The sequence below is a fragment of the Methanobacterium congolense genome (assembly GCF_900095295.1).
In the GTDB taxonomy this organism is placed as follows: domain Archaea; phylum Methanobacteriota; class Methanobacteria; order Methanobacteriales; family Methanobacteriaceae; genus Methanobacterium_C; species Methanobacterium_C congolense.
Map to the genome: position 1 here is coordinate 1,572,151 of NZ_LT607756.1, position 19,709 is coordinate 1,591,859.

The following is a 19,709-nucleotide window of genomic DNA, read 5'->3' on the forward strand; positions in this document are numbered from 1 at the left end:
AGTTGGAACTCTGCTTTAAACCGAACCTACAATCCTTAACTCAACCTTAACTCAGAGATCCAGGACCTTCTTAAGTTCCTGGAGATTACTGGTGATGAATACCTCAGCTTTAGGGTCGGAAAGTATTTTCAACTGTTTTTTATGTGTTTTTTTGTATACACTGGCCAATATTTCCTGCAGTTGGGGAACTGGCATCTCCATGACCTTTTTCACCTTTGCAGTTTCTTCATCTGATAATCTATGTTTATAGGAATCTATCTGGTTTTTGAAGGATTTGACAACGTTGACGTTTCTTGACACAAACCCCTTCAATAAAATTGAGGGAACCTTATCAAAAACGTGCAACACCTCCACAACATCCTGTTCCGTTATTTCTACTTCTTTGGATTCCATTTTTTTGCAACTCCATTTTTCAGTTAAAATGAACATATAATTATATAGTTTTAATTGTTGTTGTGCATCCTTCACAGTATCCATCCAATAAAATTTCAAGTTCCAACCATAACGATAAGAGTTCCAACCATAGATATAAATGTTTTAAGATCAGAACATAAATTTTCTGCAAAAAATTAATTAATGAATTCATAATTAATGAATAAAACTTAAATTAATGAATAAATTCTAAATTTTAAATTAGTGAATATCTAAATTAATGAATAAATTCAATTTTTATTTGGAGTAATATATGATGAAACCGTTATCAACAAAAGACATGGGACTCATTTTTTTAGTGGCAATCGCCTGTATCATTGTAACAGTGATTTCCCAGAGCAAATTTCTTTTAAACACCCTATTGATATTGATGTTTCTACTTTTAGGTTACAGCTTAACAGCAATACTTTACCCTAAGGAGGGTTGTAGGAACATCTTAAAAAAGCCTGTGCTGATTCTGGAACTCGGTGCAGTGGCTACGCTGATCATCGCCATTTTGGTGAAGTACGTCCTACTGGAAGTCGATCTAAGATTTTTAGCCATAGGCATGTCAGTTTTTGCCATGATTTTTTCATTGGGAGGCATTATAAGTAGATATAGGTACAGCAAAGGCCACAATGAAGGGATCTACTACACAAACGAGGATATACAGCAAGCAGTTAATAATAATAAAAATAAAGGACGCAATTTTAAGTCAGGATTAAAAAAAGTTCTGGCGGTTTTTTTAATACTTTTGGCTGCAGTGGCAGCTTTCATCGTTTATGAGTATGAGCAGCCTGGGGAAACAAGTATGATGAAGGGAAGCCACAACATCCTCTTGTTGTGTGATGATCCAACAGAGGATCAGGGCACTGCAGGTATAGGATCCGTTGATATGGCATTTGTAATCAATCTTGTGGACGGCAACGTTAAAAATACAACAGCAATATATCCTGGAGGAATGAGACATCCAACAGCAACTGAACCATCATCACTGGGTACAGGTAAGTTGCTGCTTCACGATTCTTTGTACGGTGTGAGCACCGAGGAAGGCGCCCAGCGCGCTCAGGAAATAGTTGAGTACAACATGGGAATAAAAACAGATGCAGTTGTGATGATAACGCCGGATGCAGTTAATGCGCTTGTAAGTGCTGCAGGGCCCATCTACGTGGATGGTTATGGTTACGTGACAAACGACTCCATTAACTTCATCAGGGGCGAACAGAACAATGGAGGTATGACACGGGGTGTTGCCGTGGAATCTGTCATGAAGCCTATAATAGACTCTGCTGAGAGCAATCCTGTTACATTCCTTAAGCTGGCGAACGTTGCAATGGATCAGTACAACAAAGGGTATATCCGGGTTGTCCCAAGTGATCTCGTTGCACAGTTTGCAATTGCCAAGGGACTGAAGGTTTAGTTTCTTAAATTATCTTCTTTTAACTTTTTTTAAATCCTGTACGAACTGAGATGTTAAGATAGGGGATATTAAAAGAGTTTCATGGTGGATTTTAAGGATTAAACTTAGATATGTAGAGTAATATGGAATCTCAATTTTTTAGACAAATTTATTATAGATTGGAGTAAGAAGTTAGTAAGGTGTAGATTATGGACAAGGATTACAAATTAATGGCAGGCTTGATACCGGTAATATTGATTTTATGCGGGGTTTTGTATGGGATGCCCGGGGCCACAGTGGCTGCAGATAACAACTCATCCAACATCACTGCAAACAACACCACCCTCAACACAACGGATTTATCTCAAAGCAGTATAGATACAGGAGATACTAATTACAAATCAGATAGCAGTTCCTCAAGTTCAACTAGCTCAAACAGGACGTACAAGAACCGACACAATTCAAGCAGTAGCAGTGATATCAGCGGTAATACTGAGGACAACAGTAATACTGAGAACAGTGATAGTACCGAGGAAGGTAGTACTGAGTATATAAATTAGGTGATGTCAACACAGCTGATCCTACATTAACAAGCTCTATCCTATTTTTAATAGGATTTTTAAAGGATAACCCCAATATAAACAATCTTTTCCTTTTTTTCTTTGATAAATAGCCTCCTTGAGAGGTCACTGAATCTATATAGTTTCCTTGAAAGGTTGCTGATACTATTGAAGACAAAATTTAGTTGTTAATAACTTCAAAAAATTGTAGATCGTAGCCCAAAAAACCTTGCATTAGTATGATTTATATACTTTGATGTCATTAATTTTACTTCAGTATATGTATCTTGAGGATTTTTCAGGATTTTAAAAAACTCATGGAGCACAACTCTTGAGGATTTTTCATGATTTTAAAAAAGAAACCGCCAAAACCAAAAAGAAGAACTCTAGAAAGAAGAACTTTTGAAGAACCTAAAAAAAGAATTGAATTCAAAAGAGGGCGCAGAAGGAAGTACCGTCTTGGAAAAGGTTTAAAATTAATTTTAGCTGCGGTTTTAATATTCCTGCTTGGAGCAGCAGCCTTCGTTATTTATGAATATGAACAGCCTTCATCAGTAAATACCATGAAAGGCGAACATAACATCCTGCTCCTGTGTGTTGATCCAACAGAGGACAACGGAACTGAGGGTATGGGATCCATTGACATGGCCTTTGCAGTTTACGTTGTGGATGGTAATGTGAAGAATGTAACGTCCATCTACCCTGGAGGATTGAGAAGCTCTAACTTAACAGAACCACCAGAACTGGGTACCGGTAACATGCTGCTTCATGACTCATTGTACGGTGTGAGCACCGAGGAAGGCGCCCAACAGGCACAGGAAATAGTTGAGTACAACAAAGGAATAAAAACAGATGCAGTTGTGATGGTAACACCCGATGCAATTGATGCCCTTTTAACTGCAGTTGGTCCTGTAGAAGTGAATGGTCAAAATCAGACAATTACAGATTCCATTGGCTTCATAAGGAACATGACTGAGGAAAAGAACAGTACCGAAAAAAGGGGTGATGCTGTGCACAGTCTTATGGATCCTATACTCAACGCCGCCGAAGACAATCCAAGTATATACCTCAATCTGGCGAACGTTGCCATGGATCAGTACAACAAAGGAAACATCAGGGTTGTTCCAAGCGATCTCGTTGCACAGTTTGCAGTTACCAAAAGTGTGCACTCAATAATCTGATGAATCCATTTCAATTTTATTTTTTTAGTAAATAGTAAAAATTTCATAAGTTGAAAGGTACATTAATTATTGATTCAGTTTATCACACGTTTATGGATTGCTTTTAACAGAATAACTCTAATAAAAGGATATTCAAAGACCAAAATCTAATAAAGAGGTATTCAAAGTCCAAAGATGGTCTTTGGTTGTTGTATTATCACATTGCCCCACATCATTGAACACATAACCTATGAGATAAGAGATATTTAGAACAACAACCAAATGATAAATTTGAGATCCATAAGAATATTGAAATCTACAGAATAATCATAAATTTTTAAGTTAACCATGAAAAAGTTACAGAGGAAATGAAACATGAAGGGAATAGTTCTTGCAGGTGGATCAGGCACCCGCCTGTATCCAATTACAAAGGCAGTTTCAAAACAGTTACTGCCTATTTACGATAAACCAATGGTGTACTATCCACTGTCCGTTCTCATGCTTGCAGGTATAAGGGAAATACTGATCATCTCGACCCCAAGGGACTTACCTCTCTACAGGGACCTTCTTGGTGATGGTAGTGATCTGGGAGTGTCATTCTCCTACAAAATTCAGGAAGAACCAAAGGGACTTGCAGAAGCCTTTATTTTAGGTGAGGAGTTCATAGGTGATGACAGCGTTGCCCTGGTACTTGGTGATAACATATTCCACGGTCACAGGTTCAGTGAGATTCTGAAGAAGGCCAGGGAAGTGGAGGAAGGTGCAGTTATCTTCGGTTACTACGTTAAGGATCCAAGACCCTTTGGTGTGGTTGAATTCGATGAATCGGGAAATGTGATTTCTATAGAGGAAAAACCAGAAGTTCCTAAATCAAAATACGTTGTTCCAGGACTTTACTTCTACGACAACAATGTGGTTGAAATAGCCAAGAATGTTAAGCCCTCTGATCGTGGAGAGCTGGAGATAACCTCCATTAACGAGGCTTACCTTGAAGCTAAAAAATTAAAAGTTGAGTTAATGGGAAGGGGAATGGCATGGCTGGACACAGGAACACACAACGGTCTCCTGGAAGCTGCTAACTTCGTTGAAGCCATACAGAAAAGACAGGGATTCTTCGTGGCATGTCTGGAAGAAATCGCCTACAACAACGGCTGGATCACTCAAGATAAAGTGCTTGAGCTGGCTGAACCCCTCAAGAAAACTGAATACGGACAGTACCTGATTGAACTCATCAACGGTACACAGTTATAGTTCTAAATTTAATTTCAAATTAAGAGTTTAATTTCAAATAGGAGAATCATTATGGGTAAGTTTAAATTTATGGAAACATCCATTGAAGGCGTGTACATCGTGGAACCCACTGTATTTGGGGATGAACGCGGTTACTTCATGGAAACCTACCATGAAATGGAGTTTAAAGAGGCTGGAATCGATGCAACATTCGTTCAGGACAATCAATCCAAATCTAAAAGGGGAGTTTTAAGGGGACTTCACTTCCAACGCACAAAACCCCAGGGCAAACTCGTCAGGGTTATCAGGGGAGAGGTCTTCGATGTTGCAGTGGATCTGAGAAGGGATTCTGCAACCTACGGAAAATGGGAGGGAGTCACCCTCTCTGAAGACAACAAAAAACAGTTCTACATACCTGAGGGCTTTGCCCACGGCTTCTTGGTACTTTCAGATGAAGCAGAATTCACCTACAAATGCACAGACTTTTACGATGCTGATGATGAAGGAGGAATCCTCTGGAACGACCCTGAGATAGGTGTTGAATGGCCTCTTGAGGGTGTGGATGAGCTTATTTTGTCTGAGAAGGATGAGAAGTGGAAGCCATTGGAAGAGACTGTTACGGACTTTTGATTCAAGAAAATATAAAAAATAAAGATTACATACGAAAATAAAAAGAGAAAAACGATTTAATACAATTAATTATATCTTTTTATTCCAAATATAAGTCGCTATAATACCCCCACAGTGGGCCATAATTCCTGAATCGATTAATTTAAGGTAGGGATAATGTTTTTCCATATACTCAGCTGTAACTTCGGATTGTAAATGTTTCTCATGTTTATTACCGTATACCTCATTCTGTTCATACTCATAAGGAATTGAAATTATAATATGGTCACATTTATTATTATTTATAAATCCTGATAATAAGTTCTTAGATTCTTTTAAATCTATATGTTCTAGTACATCACCCATTATTATCAAATCATAAAAATCAAAATCAAAATCAAGAATGTTTTCTATAAAAATATTGTCATAAATTTTATCTAATCCCATTTCTGCAATATTTTCACCATATACATCTAAACCATCAATATTTTGATAATAAAAAGCTCTTAATATTTTACCATATATTCCTGCTCCAAAACCAACATCCAAAATTTTTGCATCTTTTTTTATATTTTCTAAAATATATTTTAATACAGATAATTTGCCTTCATCTGCACTTACTCCTCTTAAATTCTTTTTTAAACTAAATCCAACCATTTGAGATCTTTCAAACACTAATTTTTCATTAACATTCTCCAAATCAACAACCTGACCCCCAAGACTCACATTATCCTTTTCCAAATCAACAACCTGACCCCTAAGACTCACATTATCCTTTTCCAAATCAACAACCTGACCCCTAAGACTCACATTATCCTTTTCCAAATCAACAACCTGACCCCTAAGATTTTCTTTTTCCATTTCTAATTCTTTAACCATACCCGTCTTTCTTATTTGATTTTTAATCATTCTTTTAATCATTTTATTCCCCGATTGGTCAAATTCATTTGAGTGATATGTGATTCATCATTATAAAGTACTTGAAAGTTTTTTTAAGTTTTAAAAAGATTTCTATAAAGATTATTTATTCAATTTAAATGAAGTGTAATTATTCTGAAATAATATATCAATATATTTATTGCCCTTCTTTAAATGTATTTAAACAACATATGCTAAAAATAAAGAGCTATGTAATACTCATCCTTGAAAAACACTAGTTTAGTAAATAAAAACTAAACATTAATTAACCTTAAGTATAATGTGCGGTTAATATAAGTTATTTGATAACATTAATAGATTCAAAGGGATTACTATGGGGTACAAAATAAGTGTTATAATACCAGTATTTAACGTTGAAGATTATATTAGAGATGCATTAAAATCTATTCTGAAACAAACCATTGGCTTTGAGCATCTTGAAGTAATCATGATTAATGATTGCTCCACTGATAAAAGTGGAGAAATAATAGATGAATATGCTTCCAGATATGCAAATTTCATCTCAATTCATCTACCTGAAAATAGTGGAACTGCAGGAAAACCAAGAAATATAGGTATAAAAGAAGCTACTGGCGATTATTTGATGTTTCTTGATCCAGATGATCTTTATACGGATGATGCTTGTGAAGTATTATATAATACAATAAAAGAAGAAAATATTGACATTGTATTTGCTAAATATATTGTTTTTTCAGAGAATACCCAACAAAAAGTCGTCTATAATTTCAAGGATATTAAAGAAATAAAAGTGGAAACAGTTGAAGATGATCCTCGTTTATTAACATTACCTCCCTCAATATGGACAAAAATTTATAAAAGATCTTTTATCCAAGAAAATAATTTACTATTTCCTTTAGAAGTATTACTCGCAGAAGATTTAGCATTTATGGTAGATTCTTTTTTAAAAGCAAAGGGGATACTTTTTTTAAATAATTATTATTGTTATCATTACAGGATACGTAATGTTAAGGGAAAAGAGTCCATTACCAATAATAAAGATAAAAATAATTTAATTGGCGCCGCAGAAGGTTATTATGAAACTTATGATATATTGAAAAACGATGAAAAAGAAGAATATTTTCCTTCTATATTTAAACCACATTTGGAATTCTGGGCTGATGGATTTATACATAGTAATACAACAAAAATTGAAAAAAAAGAAGTTCTGGAAAAAATGGGTTTTCTTTTTGAAAAACTTAAAAAATATGATGCAACTCCCCAGAAAAAGTATTTAATTCCCTTATTTAATAGTATAATCAATAAAAACTATGATGAGTCAATTTTACTGGCAGAAATATTGGATGATTATCTAAAAAACAAACAAATGTTACAAAAAGTACAAGAATTGCAAAAACAACAAGAAGAACAGTTATATCTAAAGAAAAAACAAGTGGCAGAATTACAAACTTTTGTCGGTTATTGTAACTATAAATCAAAGAATATCATCAGTCGAGCAAAAAATAGGATTACTCCTCAAATTAAGGGGCTTAAGAAGATATCCTTAACCTAATAGTTTATAACGTTTTTTAGGTGATGTTATTGAAAAATGTAATTATATTATGTGATCTCATACATGTTAACGTTGGTGGTCTCGCTCGAGTTGTATTAAATAGATCTAATCTATTTTGTGAAAAAGGCCACTCTGTCACTATTTTAACAATAGAAGCAGATAAAAATTATAAAATAATTGAAAATGACTTGAAGAAAAAAGATATGTTAAATCCAAGGGTAAAAATTATTAATATTTATAATTATTACAGAAAGAAGAATACAAGAACATCTTTAATAAAGAAGATCATTAGCAGAGCTAACTATTATACAAAAAAAGCTGTTGTGCGCGAGCTTAGTTATAAAGTCATCAATGAATATGATACTAAAAGAAAAGCATATTATCTTCGTTTTAACAATTATTTGATGCATAAAAAGTGGAGAAAAGGTGGTTCATTAGAGTATATAGATTATTTTAATGAAAATGGGAGTTTAAAAAAACGTGTCCATTATCTTCATGGTTTTAGAAGTAAAGAAGTAAATTATGAAGCAGGTCAAATTAGTCAGAATAAATATTACACTGATGATGGATTTTGTTATTTAATTGAAGTATTTAATAATAATTCTCAAAAAAATTTGATATTATTATTTAATAGGAATAATAAAATTATGGTTTTTAATAATGAAAAAGAATTTCACAAACAATTTATAACAGAAATATGTAACAATTACGATGATAAACCCTATTTGATCTGTGATGGTTCGGGACCTACACCTACAATATCAAATATTGATTCTGAAGTAGCTTATAAAATATCTCAGATGCACTCAAATCCATATATTAAACCATATTGTTTTGGAAGTCCAATGAGGAAAGTAGGTATTTTAGACGGACAAATAGAAAAAGTAGATGCATTTATAACTTTAACTGAAAAACAAAGGAAGGACATTATAAAAGAATTTGGGGATCATCAAAATACTTATGTAATACCCAATTTTGTTTTGAATCATAAAGAATTAAGTTTGAGTAAAGATCCTAATAAAATTAGTATGTTTATTCGCTTTTCTCCTGAAAAAAATGTTGAAGACGCTATAAAAGCTTTTAAACTGGTAGTTAATAAAAAGAAAAATGCTACTTTAGATATTTTTGGAAGAGTGGGCAGTGTACGTGGAGAACACTACGAATTTAAGAAAATTCAAAAACTAATAAAAAAATTACATTTAGAAAATAATGTGTTTTTGAAAGGATTTACTGATGAAATAGACATAGAGATGAGCACATCCATTGCAACATTACTAACATCAAAATTTGAGGGTTTTGGTATGGTTATATTAGAATCCATGCTAAATTCAACCCCAGTTATCAGTTATGATATTAACTACGGTCCAAGTGACCTAATTGATCATAATAATGATGGATTTTTAGTAGAACCCTACAATATTGAACAACTCTCTAAATACATAATTGAATTATTAGAGGATACAGAAAAAGCTAAAAAAATGGGTTTAATCGCTAGAAAAAAGGTTTTAAAAAAGTACACTGAGGATAGTATAATCCCTCAGTGGGAAAACTTATTTGATATAGTTTCTAAAAAAACGGTTAACACCAAAAAACATGAAAAAATCAATTACTAAGGGACTAACATGATCGTCAGTGATATATTCCAACACAGATTCATTATCAACTTTTCAAAGTACAGATATTTACTTTCAGAGCTTATAAAAAGGGACATCAAGATCAAGTACAGAAGATCAGTGATCGGAATATTCTGGAGTTTTTTAAATCCATTGTTGACCATGGTAGTTTTAACCATCATATTTTCAACTATTTTTGCCATGAAGATAGAAAACTTTCCTGTTTACTTTTTAACTGGAAAAATAGTATTTGATTTCTATTCTCAGGGAAGTAAGGCAGCTATGCTGTCCATAAGGAGTAATGCGTCCATCATAAAAAAGATATACGTGCCCAAGTACATGTACAGTTTGGGGGTAACTTTTTCAAACTTCGTTACATTCCTGCTTTCGCTCATAGTCCTTTTTGGAGTGATGATCGCTACAAATGCAGGTTTTACATGGTACGCTCTTAGTGCAGTTATACCCATCTTCCTGCTCCTCATGTTCACCATTGGTGCGGGTCTGCTGCTTGCCACCCTAACAGTATTTTTCAGAGATATTGAACATTTATACGGAGTTTTCATCACACTTCTAATGTATGGAAGTGCAATTTTTTACCCTGCAAGCATTATTCCCCAGAAGTATCAGATTTTCCTGGAGCTGAACCCTGTGTATGCAATTATAAGTCTGTGCAGGGATTCCTTCCTTTACGGAAAAGCTTTTGATCCAACAACTTTACTATTTGCAACGGTGTGTTCCGTGGGGATCCTTGTTCTGGGAGTAATTCTCTTCTACAAGTATCAAGATAAATTCATTTTGTATATATAATGGGTCTGAAATAGTAGGTGATGTTCTTGGGAGAAACAGTTATTGAAGTGGAAAATGTAAGTATGGAGTTCAATTTAAGCCAGGAAAAAGTGGACAACCTTAAAGAGTACGTTATAAAACTTTTAAAAAGACAACTTTTATTTCAGGAGTTCTGGGCCCTCAAAAATATTTCCTTTAAAGTTGAAAAAGGTGATAAAGTTGGAATCATTGGATTGAACGGTGCAGGTAAAAGTACGCTCCTCAAAATAATCTCTGGAGTTATGAAACCTACAGAGGGCAATCTCAAAATAAAGGGCAAACTCGTACCACTCCTGGAGCTAGGAGCTGGATTTGATTCAAATTACACTGGAAGGGAAAATGTTTTTCTTAACGGTGCCATGTTAGGTTACACCAAAGAATTTTTAGAAAAAAAATATGATGAAATAGTGGAATTTGCAGAATTAGAGAAGTTCATGGATGTTCCAGTGAAAAATTACTCCTCAGGTATGCAAGCAAGATTAGGTTTTGCCATAGCCACCATGGTTGAACCAGAAATACTCGTTCTTGATGAAGTACTATCTGTTGGAGATGCTAAATTCAAAGAGAAGAGTCAACAAAGAATAATGTCACTTTTTGATAAGGGAGTAACAGTTTTATTCGTTTCCCACTCAGCAGAAGATGTTAGACATATGTGCAACAAGGCAATATGGCTTGAAAGAGGAAAGATAGTGATGCAGGGTGAAGTTAACGAAGTCTGTGATAAGTACATGGAAAGTTTAGGATTAAGCAAATGAGGGATTCCATATCAATTTAAAATTATTCAAACATTTTTTATTTTAATTTTAGAGGTTTTATATGAATCATAATTATAAAATAAGCGTTATCATTCCAGTTTATAATGTTGAAGATTACATAGGACGCTGCCTGGATTCCCTAGTCAACCAGACATTGGGTATAGAAAATATTCAGGTTATAGCGGTTAACGACTGCACACCGGACAACAGCATGGCAGTTGTGGAAGATTATGCCAAAAAATATCCTTCAATAGAAATCGTGAAACATAAGACCAATCAGGGGCAGGGAGCAGCCCGTAACACGGGTTTATCCTATGCTGAAGGGGATTACATCACATTCGTTGATTCTGATGATTTCATCTCTGAAAACACCTACGAGGTCTGTCTGGAAAAATTTGAGAAATATAACTGCGATCTGGTTATCTACGAATACGAATATTACAGTGAATCTGGAAAGGAGTACCAGAGGAATCCTTCAGGAGTACTTTTTGATGAAAACCAACTTGTAGAGGATATCACTCAAACCCCAGAAATCGTGTTCTCCACATCCCTCTGTAACAAGGTTTATCCCAATAAATTTAAATCCCTTTTAAAGTTCCCAAACACGTTGTATGAGGATATGGTGCCAACGATAACCATCATCTTCAAATCAAAAAGGATATACATAACCAACGAATGTAAGTACCATTACAGAAAACGAGAAAGTGGTATAAAATCAACCACCGACGATTTTCTGGAGAAAACAGACAGTTACAGGGATTTTATATTCATCCATTACGAGTTATACACACTTTTAAATGAGTATCCACAGTACAAACCATTAATAGACTGGATCAACGCAAGGGATACCAGATATTTTGTACTGGATCTGATTTTAAGGAATGTTTTCAGCCATGAGGAGAGAAAAGAGATTTTTTACAAGGCAAAAGAGTACATGGGAGATGTTTCAGAGGATACCCTGAAAAAATTCGACCCATTCTGGAGGGAATTTTTAAGGGATGTGCAGAAAAAATCTTACTGGCCGTTCTTCATCAAGTACAGGAGCCTTTATCCAAGGATCAAGTACAAGGTCTTAAAAATTGCAAAATTAATGAAACTGTACTATTTAAGGAGTTTAAAAGTTTCTCAAATTGCAGTTTCCCTATTCCTTTCCATATTATATAAACGGAATCCCAAAAGTAAGGGTATCTGGCTTCTTTCAGAAAGACCGTCTGAAGCCAAGGACAATGGATACAGATTCTTCCAGTACATAAGGGAGGAGCACCCTGAGATCAATGCATACTACGTAATCGACAAATCCTGTGAAGAGGACTACAACAGGGTGAAACCACTGGGAAACGTCATTCAACATGGAAGCTGGAAGCATAAAACATTATTCATGCTCTCAGAGAAGTTGATAACAGCCCACAAGGGTTTCATTGAACCATGGAATTACAGGAATTTTAAAAGGTACTTCCAGAGGTTCACAAAGGAGAAAAAGTACATATTTCTCCAGCATGGAATCATTGGAAACGGTGTCATGGACTTTTTAGGAAAGCGAAACCCAAACAACCATTTCAACCTGTTCATCTGCGGTGCCAAACCTGAATTCAATTACATAAACAACAATTTCGGCTACCTTCCAGGTGAGGTTGCATACACAGGTCTGGCAAGGTTCGATTACCTGAAAAACCAGCCCAAAAATCAGATACTCATAATGCCAACCTGGAGAACTGGGATAGTGCAGCCATCCTGGGTAAAGAATAAAGTGGTGGAGGATGAAGACTTTTTAAGTTCAGAGTACTTCCAAAGGTTTCAGAGCATCATAAACAACAAAAAGCTCATGGATCTTCTGGAAAAACATGATTTCAAACTGATATTCTATCCCCACTACGAGGTCCAGCAGTACTTGAAGTACTTCAAAAGCTCCAGCAACAGGGTTGTGCTAGCAGATAAGGATTCAACTGATGTGCAAACACTGCTCATGGAATCCAAACTGTTGATAACAGATTACTCCAGTGTTCACTTCGACTTCGCCTACATGAACAAACCTTTGGTATATTACCAGTTTGACAGAGAGATATTCTTTAAAAAACATTATAAAAAGGGATACTTCTCCTTTGAGGACCATGGTTTCGGACCTGTTATGGAAAGTGAAGAAGAACTCATAAGGTTCCTGGAATCTGCCCTTGAAAACAATTTCTCAATGGATCCAGAGTACAGAACAAGAACTGATGATTTCTTTATTTTAAAGGATGATAGAAACTGTGAGAGGATATACAATGAGATCATGAAGCTGGATCAGCATTACGTTGTGGTGGATAATCTTATTGATGAAATATTCAAAGATCACAAGCAAAAGCTAAGTTTCAACGGGCTGGATATTTATCTCCACGGTAACTACATTATGTACGTTGCTGATTCCATAAAAAGGGTTAATAATAAATTTTTCCTGGAGGTTTCCCATGATTCTCAAGATTTTCATGAAGCTCCAGACCTCCTGAACCTGGACTTCTTCTTCAAGGACCTGCGTGTTGCAGAGGATAAAAGATCAAAGTACACTGATAAAAACATTGCAATCGTGAAAATTCCGAAGGTCAAAATCAAATCCATTAAAATAGGACAGTACATTAACGAAGAAGTGAAAAACTTGGGTGAATTCATTTTAAATAAAAATTAAAGAGTTTAATCAGGATATTAAAAATTAACACAGTGGTTTCGCATGAACAAGTACAAAACATTTGCTTCATTTTTCAACTTCTTCAGGATATTCCAAGTCAAAAACCATAAAGTATCCTTCATAGGATGGAGAGAACCTAATTTAAGAGGAAATCTTGGTTATGTGCACAGAGAATTTGAAAAAATAGGAGATTTTAATTACAACTTCATTTATAAGGATGAATATAAGATCTCTGATGTAAAATCTCCATCAGATGCTTTTAAAAAGATTTTCGGTCTGTTCAAACTGTTCATATTAAAATCCTATCACCTGGCAACTTCCAGGTACATCTTCCTCAGTGACAACTTCCTGCCAATGGCCTTTATGAACATTCCTCAAAAAACTGTTGTGGTTCAATTATGGCATGCTTCAGGGGCATTTAAGAAATTTGGATTCTCATCAGTCACTGATAACGGATTAAGAGAACTTGAAAAGGGTATAATTGATAAGATGGATTATGTGATTGTGAGTTCAAACAATGTGGCGCCATTTTATGAGGAAGCCTTTGGGGTGAGTGAGGAAAAAGTTTTAGCTCTTGGAATTCCAAGAACCGATTTCTACTTTGAAAACAATGATAAAAACAGCATAAAAAACCTGAGAAATAATTTTGAAAACAGGTACCCTCAGATGAAGGATAAAAAGGTCATACTCTACGCTCCCACCTTCAGGGACGACCCTTCCGTGGACAGAGAAATAATAAGTAATTTTAATACATGCCTGTTTAAGGAGGAGTTAAGCGAATACTGTGTGATGATCAGACTACACCCCCTCATGAACCAGGGAGACCTGCAGGATAATGAAGAATTTATAGACGTTACTGATTACCCTGATGAAAAGGATTTACTCCTTTTGGCAGATGTTCTGATCACGGATTACTCCTCAATAATGGTAGAATATGCTCTTTTAAACAAGCCAATAATATTCTATCCCTACGATTACGAGTATTATGTTAAAGAAGAAAGAGGATTCTATTTTGATTACATGGACACAGTTCCTGGACCCATAGCACACAGCCCCCAGGACATCGTGAAAATCATTAAAGAAGAAGACTACGATTTTGATAAAATTAAAGAGTTTACCAAAATAGAATTTGATTATTTGGATGGGAAGTCTACCCATAGGGTTATTAATTACATCCTAACTAACCATCAATGAAACGATATTGAGTACGGATTGAAGTGAAAAAAATGATATTTGCAGCAATTTTAGCCGGAGGAATGGGCACCAGAATGGGTCACCTTGAAAAACCTAAACAGTACATGTTTTTAGGTGATAAACCCATTGTTCTCCACACCATTGAAAAATTTTACATAAACCCTAAGTTCGAGAAGATAATGGTTCTGTGCCCTAAAAAATGGATCAAACACACAAAGGATTTAATATCCAAAGAAATGGGTGAAGATCATCGTATTGTTGTTATTGAAGGAGGGAGTACACGGAATGAAACAATCATGAATTCCATTAAGTACGTTGAAGCAAACTACGATGTGGATGAGAACTCCATAATTGTGACCCATGATTCAGTACGTCCCTTCGTAACCCATCGTATAATAGAAGAGAACATCAAATATGCATTGGAATATGGTGCCTGTGATACAGTAGTACCAGCAACTGATACCATCGTTCAAAGTGAGGACGGAGAATTCATCGAATCAATACCCAACCGTGCAGAGATATTTCACGGGCAAACCCCACAATCATTTAAAATATTGAAATTAAGGGAACTTTACTACAACTTAAACATAGCAGAAAGGGATATTCTGACTGATGCAGCTAAAATATTTACCTTAAACCATGAAAAAGTCTACATGGTAGATGGTGATGTTACCAATATCAAAATTACATATCCCTACGATCTTAAAGTTGCAGATACCATGTTAAAGGAAAATAAAATATGATAAATACTGTTTATCGTCTTGTTGCACCTAAGCTATTTAATTCAGTTTATCAGGACGTTGATCCCAAGACCAGTGAGGTCATCGTAAGGCCCACACACCTCTCAATTTGCAAAGCTGATGAGAGGTACTACCTGGGCAACAGGGATCCACATATTCTGGAGGAAAAGCTGCCCATGGCTTTGATACATGAAGGGATCGGCAGAGTCGTTCATGATAGAAGCGGTGAATTTAAATCTGGAGACACTGTTGTGATGGTTCCTAACGTTCCCCTTGAAGATGATGCAGTTATATCTGAAAATTATTTGAATTCAAGCAAGTTCAGATCCAGTGACTTCGATGGATTTCTTCAGGAGTACGTGGTTACAACCGCTGATCAAGTGCTTAAAATTGATGATCATATAAATCCCTACGTTGCAGCATTTACAGAACTTATCAGCGTATGTTTACATGCCATAAGCCGTATGGACAGATTTGCACATGCTAGAAGGGATACTGTTGGTGTGTGGGGCGATGGAAATGTGGGCTTTATAACATCACTCCTTCTGAAAGAGACGTTTCCTGAAACTGAGGTAATCGTTTTTGGTAGAAATCCTGAAAAATTAAGTTATTTTACCTTTGCCAATGAAACTCGTATTATCAATGAAATTCCCGATGATTTAAAAGTTGATCACGCTTTTGAGTGTGTAGGTGGGATAAAATCCCAATCCGCTATTGAACAGATAATTGATCATATAAATCCTGAGGGTACAATTGCTCTTCTAGGAGTTTCGGAGTATTCAATTCCCATCAACACGCGTATGATACTTGAAAAGGGCATTTTTTTGTTTGGAAATAGTAGAAGTGGAAAAATAGATTTTAAAAAAACTTTAGACCTTCTCAATAAGAACAGAGAAATTGTTTCTTATTTGGAGAATTTAGTTGTTGAAAAGGTTAAAATAAGAAATTTAGAGGATATTGGGGATGCCTTTGAAAAAAACCTCGGTATTGACTTTGGTAAGATAATATTACTTTGGGATAAATAAAATATAAAATATATTTAATCCAATTGGGGAAATAAAATGGAAAATATTAAGGTCAGCATTATAGTACCTGCATACAACGTTGAAAACTACATTGAAAGGACTTTAACATCCATTATCAATCAAACTTTCAAATATTTTGAGCTTATCATCATAAATGACGGATCAACGGACAGAACCCTAAAAATAATTGAAGATACACTGGTAAATTCCAGTGTTAACTACAAGATCATCAACCAATCCAATGGAGGGGTCAGTAACGCGAGAAATAAAGGTATAAAATCTGCGGAGGGGGATTATATCTTCTTCCTCGATGGAGATGATTTCATAAAGGGGGATTGTATAGAAAAGCTTTACACAGCTTTAACCCAAAATGAATGTGATGCTGCCTACACCAATTACATTAAAATAAGCAGTGCTGGTGAAAAAATTCATAATCCCCAGATTAATCTGCCCAATACCTCCTCTCCAGAATATTTAATGAAATTAGAAGCTACAATGACCATTACCTTCAGTTTTTGCCAGTTAATGTACAAAAGGTCCATTTTAATTGAAAATAATTTATTATTCAACCCCAATATGAAATATGGAGAAGATACAGAATTTGCATTGATGTTTCTTGCACATGCAAACAAAATAGCATATACCCCTGAAAATCTGATATTTTATACTCAAAGGGATGACTCCGCAACCAGCAATGCATTGTTCAACAGATACGATTTTGTAACTGCATTGAAAGGTGTAAAAGAATATTATGGATCTCAAAACATTCAAGAGGATATTCTAAAGCTCATCGATGATTACAGAATACCTAAAAGTATCTGGGGAAACACAATATTCCTATTTGACTCGCAGATTCCCTGTGAAGAAGTGGTTGAAGAACTGAAAAGACGTGACCTTATTGAAGAGTTAAATTCCTTCGAACCCATAACCAAAAAAGATTATGTTTTCATTGCAAAAATCAAATCGTTCACAATTTCACCTAAATTGTACTATCTTGTCAGAAATTTAATAAGGCATAGAATTCCTGATTTCCACCTTAAAACTCAATAAATAGTTAATCCTGATTTATATGAAAGTATCTGTTATAATACCCAATTACAATGGGAAAAATTTCCTTAGAAATTGTTTAAAAACCTTGAAAAATCAAAAATGTGAATTTCAAGTTATAATAATTGATAATGCTTCCTCTGACAACAGTGTTAATTATATTAAAAATAACTACCCTGAATTTAATATAATAACAAATGATGAAAACCTGGGCTTTGCAGCTGCAGTCAACCAGGGAATCAGTGCCTCAAAAACTGATTACGTGTTCCTCCTAAACAACGACACTGAACTGGAGGAAAATTGCATCTCAAACCTTGTAAGATGTATTGAAAGTGATGAAAACATCTTCGCAGTTTCCTCGAAGATGATCCAGTTTGAAAACAGGGATTTGATGGATGATGCAGGTGATGCATACACCCTTCTTGGTTGGACCAAAAAGCTTGGTAACGGAAGATCACCAGACCTTTACAACAAAAAAAGGGAAGTTTTCAGTGCCTGTGCAGGAGCAGCTCTCTACAAAAGAAACCTCCTCAATGAAATTGGATACTTCGATGAAAACTTCTTCGCCTACCTTGAGGATGTTGATATAAGTTACAGGGCTAGAATTCACGGCTACAAATCCATTTACTGCCCTGAAGCCGTTGTTTACCACCACGGCAGTGGAACCAGCGGCAGCAAACACAACGCATTCAAGGTAAAAATATCTGCAAGGAACAATGTTTACTTACCTTACAAGAATATGCCCTGGCCCCAGTTAGCTTTAAATATCTTATTCTTGCTTTTAGGATATTTCATAAAGTATCTGTTCTTCCTGAAGGAGGGCTATGGAAAATATTACTTAGATGGACTGAAAGAAGGGTTTAAATCTCGCCAGGATATAAATAAGATAAAATATAAAGGTAACTTGATTAACTACATGAAAATTGAATGGCTTCTCATTAAAAATACTGTGAAATTTGTTTTTCTATAAATGATTTTCCGTAAATGAGATTATCCATGCAGCCATCTTCACATATAATTAAAGAAATCCTCAATAATATTAATAGACTTAATGAATCATTTAAAATAATAAGAGCACTTTATTAGAAAACATATAGGTCATCAAGGATGATCGTTAGTGGCAAAGGCAGGGCCCCACCAAGGAGATTTAAAATGGATTTATCCATAATAATTGTAAACTACAGAACCTATGATTTAACCAAACAGACCATAAAATCTGTTTTAGACAAAGATCATCCCTTCATTTATGAAATAGTTCTTGTAGACAATGCATCTGATGACGGCAGCCTTGAAAAGTTGAAGAAAGATTTTTCACGTGAAGAGAAGGACGGCCGGATTAGGTTCATAATAAACACAGAAAACAAAGGTTTTGCCCATGCAAACAACCAGGCACTTAAAGAAACTGATTCAAAATATGTTCTGCTTCTAAACTCCGACACAGTGATTGTTGATGACTGCCTTGAAAGATGCATGGAATACATGGAAAAAGACAAAAAAATAGGTGCCCTTGGATGCAAGGTTCTTCTACCAGACGGAAAACTGGATAAAGCCTGCAGGAGAAGTTTTCCAACGGTCGGTGTTTCATTCTACAGGATGACTGGCCTTTCAAAGCTCTTCCCAAAGAGTGAACGCTTCGGGCGCTACAACCTCACCTACCTGGACGAAAATGAGACCTATGATGTTGAATGTATCGTTGGGGCTTTCATGATGGTCAGATCCAACACGATAGAAGAGGTGGGTCTTCTGGATGAGACCTTCTTCATGTACGGGGAGGACATAGACTGGTGCTACCGTATAAAAGCAGCAAATTGGAAGGTAGTGTACTACAGTGACGCTCAGATAATCCATTATAAAGGTGGGAGCCTCAACAAAAAAGAAAAACCAAAGATGATATACGAATTTTACAGGGCAATGTACATTTTTTACAACAAACATTATAGGGACAGTTATTCAAAAACGGTAACAGTAATTACTTATCTGGGAATATGGGGCATGTACTGTTTGAAGAGGTTCATAAATTTCTTCAGATAGTT

18 protein-coding genes are annotated in these 19,709 nt (G+C 35.3%); 16 read left to right on the forward strand and 2 right to left on the reverse strand.

Features of this window, described 5'->3' with window-relative positions; translation table 11 throughout:
- Nucleotides 1–51: 51 nt before the first annotated feature.
- Nucleotides 52–393, reverse strand: a complete 342-nt coding sequence (locus MCBB_RS07470) for a hypothetical protein (protein WP_071907172.1) — start codon at nt 391–393, stop codon at nt 52–54.
- A gap of 295 nt (nt 394–688) precedes the next feature.
- Here MCBB_RS07470 and MCBB_RS07475 point away from each other — a divergent pair, with 295 nt between their 5' ends.
- The 5 genes from MCBB_RS07475 to rfbC all read left to right on the forward strand — a co-directional run bounded on the left by MCBB_RS07475 (nt 689) and on the right by rfbC (nt 5,390).
- Nucleotides 689–1,831, forward strand: a complete 1,143-nt coding sequence (locus MCBB_RS07475; protein ID WP_231916336.1) for a DUF4012 domain-containing protein — start codon at nt 689–691, stop codon at nt 1,829–1,831.
- 188 nt (nt 1,832–2,019) lie between these two features.
- Nucleotides 2,020–2,370, forward strand: a complete 351-nt coding sequence (locus tag MCBB_RS07480; protein ID WP_071907173.1) for a hypothetical protein — start codon at nt 2,020–2,022, stop codon at nt 2,368–2,370.
- 344 nt (nt 2,371–2,714) lie between these two features.
- Nucleotides 2,715–3,551, forward strand: a complete 837-nt coding sequence (locus tag MCBB_RS07485; RefSeq protein WP_084789896.1) for a DUF4012 domain-containing protein — start codon at nt 2,715–2,717, stop codon at nt 3,549–3,551.
- Nucleotides 3,552–3,905: 354 nt separating this feature from the next.
- A complete protein-coding gene (gene rfbA / locus MCBB_RS07490) occupies nt 3,906–4,781 on the forward strand; it encodes a glucose-1-phosphate thymidylyltransferase RfbA (protein WP_071907174.1) in 876 nt (291 codons plus the stop codon).
- A 51-nt stretch (nt 4,782–4,832) separates the two neighbouring features.
- Nucleotides 4,833–5,390 (forward strand): dTDP-4-dehydrorhamnose 3,5-epimerase, encoded by a 558-nt coding sequence (rfbC, locus tag MCBB_RS07495; protein ID WP_071907175.1) that lies wholly within the window; start codon nt 4,833–4,835, stop codon nt 5,388–5,390.
- 69 nt (nt 5,391–5,459) lie between these two features.
- Here rfbC and MCBB_RS07500 read toward each other — a convergent pair whose 3' ends face one another.
- A complete protein-coding gene (locus tag MCBB_RS07500; RefSeq protein WP_071907176.1) occupies nt 5,460–6,290 on the reverse strand; it encodes a methyltransferase domain-containing protein in 831 nt (276 codons plus the stop codon).
- A gap of 331 nt (nt 6,291–6,621) precedes the next feature.
- On the opposite strand from MCBB_RS07500, the gene MCBB_RS07505 reads away from it, so the two are divergent.
- The 11 genes from MCBB_RS07505 (at nt 6,622) to MCBB_RS07555 (ending at nt 19,707) form a co-directional block, all read left to right on the forward strand.
- Nucleotides 6,622–7,818, forward strand: coding sequence for a glycosyltransferase family 2 protein (locus tag MCBB_RS07505; protein WP_071907177.1), 1,197 nt, complete (start codon nt 6,622–6,624; stop codon nt 7,816–7,818).
- Between the two features lie 29 nt (nt 7,819–7,847).
- Complete coding sequence (locus tag MCBB_RS07510) at nt 7,848–9,431, forward strand: glycosyltransferase (RefSeq protein WP_071907178.1); 1,584 nt, start codon at nt 7,848–7,850, stop codon at nt 9,429–9,431.
- Between the two features lie 9 nt (nt 9,432–9,440).
- Entirely contained in the window at nt 9,441–10,238 is a 798-nt protein-coding gene (locus MCBB_RS07515; RefSeq protein ID WP_071907179.1) for an ABC transporter permease, read from the forward strand.
- 20 nt (nt 10,239–10,258) lie between these two features.
- A complete protein-coding gene (locus MCBB_RS07520; RefSeq protein WP_071907180.1) occupies nt 10,259–11,011 on the forward strand; it encodes an ABC transporter ATP-binding protein in 753 nt (250 codons plus the stop codon).
- Between the two features lie 61 nt (nt 11,012–11,072).
- On the forward strand, nt 11,073–13,670 hold the full coding sequence (locus MCBB_RS07525) for a bifunctional glycosyltransferase/CDP-glycerol:glycerophosphate glycerophosphotransferase (RefSeq protein WP_071907181.1): 2,598 nt from the start codon (nt 11,073–11,075) through the stop codon (nt 13,668–13,670).
- A 42-nt stretch (nt 13,671–13,712) separates the two neighbouring features.
- Entirely contained in the window at nt 13,713–14,864 is a 1,152-nt protein-coding gene (locus MCBB_RS07530; protein WP_071907182.1) for a CDP-glycerol glycerophosphotransferase family protein, read from the forward strand.
- Between the two features lie 32 nt (nt 14,865–14,896).
- A complete protein-coding gene (locus tag MCBB_RS07535; RefSeq protein ID WP_071907183.1) occupies nt 14,897–15,607 on the forward strand; it encodes an IspD/TarI family cytidylyltransferase in 711 nt (236 codons plus the stop codon).
- A complete protein-coding gene (locus MCBB_RS07540) occupies nt 15,604–16,629 on the forward strand; it encodes an alcohol dehydrogenase catalytic domain-containing protein (protein WP_071907184.1) in 1,026 nt (341 codons plus the stop codon). The genes MCBB_RS07535 and MCBB_RS07540 overlap by 4 nt, the downstream gene beginning before the upstream one ends.
- A 36-nt stretch (nt 16,630–16,665) precedes the next feature.
- Nucleotides 16,666–17,679 carry a glycosyltransferase family 2 protein gene (locus MCBB_RS07545; protein ID WP_071907185.1) on the forward strand — a complete coding sequence of 338 codons (1,014 nt, stop codon included), beginning with the start codon at nt 16,666–16,668 and terminating at the stop codon, nt 17,677–17,679.
- A 19-nt stretch (nt 17,680–17,698) separates the two neighbouring features.
- Entirely contained in the window at nt 17,699–18,646 is a 948-nt protein-coding gene (locus MCBB_RS07550; RefSeq protein WP_071907186.1) for a glycosyltransferase family 2 protein, read from the forward strand.
- A gap of 182 nt (nt 18,647–18,828) precedes the next feature.
- A complete protein-coding gene (locus tag MCBB_RS07555; RefSeq protein ID WP_071907187.1) occupies nt 18,829–19,707 on the forward strand; it encodes a glycosyltransferase family 2 protein in 879 nt (292 codons plus the stop codon).
- The last annotated feature ends 2 nt before the right edge of the window (nt 19,708–19,709 follow it).

Coding starts and splice junctions, on each gene's coding strand:
- MCBB_RS07470 (WP_071907172.1), bottom strand. CDS start 393: ATGGAATCCAAAGAAGTAGAAATAACGGAACAGGATGTTGTGGAGGTG.
- MCBB_RS07475 (WP_231916336.1), top strand. CDS start 689: ATGAAACCGTTATCAACAAAAGACATGGGACTCATTTTTTTAGTGGCA.
- MCBB_RS07480 (WP_071907173.1), top strand. CDS start 2,020: ATGGACAAGGATTACAAATTAATGGCAGGCTTGATACCGGTAATATTG.
- MCBB_RS07485 (WP_084789896.1), top strand. CDS start 2,715: ATGATTTTAAAAAAGAAACCGCCAAAACCAAAAAGAAGAACTCTAGAA.
- rfbA (WP_071907174.1), top strand. CDS start 3,906: ATGAAGGGAATAGTTCTTGCAGGTGGATCAGGCACCCGCCTGTATCCA.
- rfbC (WP_071907175.1), top strand. CDS start 4,833: ATGGGTAAGTTTAAATTTATGGAAACATCCATTGAAGGCGTGTACATC.
- MCBB_RS07500 (WP_071907176.1), bottom strand. CDS start 6,290: ATGATTAAAAGAATGATTAAAAATCAAATAAGAAAGACGGGTATGGTT.
- MCBB_RS07505 (WP_071907177.1), top strand. CDS start 6,622: ATGGGGTACAAAATAAGTGTTATAATACCAGTATTTAACGTTGAAGAT.
- MCBB_RS07515 (WP_071907179.1), top strand. CDS start 9,441: ATGATCGTCAGTGATATATTCCAACACAGATTCATTATCAACTTTTCA.
- MCBB_RS07520 (WP_071907180.1), top strand. CDS start 10,259: ATGTTCTTGGGAGAAACAGTTATTGAAGTGGAAAATGTAAGTATGGAG.
- MCBB_RS07525 (WP_071907181.1), top strand. CDS start 11,073: ATGAATCATAATTATAAAATAAGCGTTATCATTCCAGTTTATAATGTT.
- MCBB_RS07530 (WP_071907182.1), top strand. CDS start 13,713: ATGAACAAGTACAAAACATTTGCTTCATTTTTCAACTTCTTCAGGATA.
- MCBB_RS07535 (WP_071907183.1), top strand. CDS start 14,897: ATGATATTTGCAGCAATTTTAGCCGGAGGAATGGGCACCAGAATGGGT.
- MCBB_RS07540 (WP_071907184.1), top strand. CDS start 15,604: ATGATAAATACTGTTTATCGTCTTGTTGCACCTAAGCTATTTAATTCA.
- MCBB_RS07545 (WP_071907185.1), top strand. CDS start 16,666: ATGGAAAATATTAAGGTCAGCATTATAGTACCTGCATACAACGTTGAA.
- MCBB_RS07550 (WP_071907186.1), top strand. CDS start 17,699: ATGAAAGTATCTGTTATAATACCCAATTACAATGGGAAAAATTTCCTT.
- MCBB_RS07555 (WP_071907187.1), top strand. CDS start 18,829: ATGGATTTATCCATAATAATTGTAAACTACAGAACCTATGATTTAACC.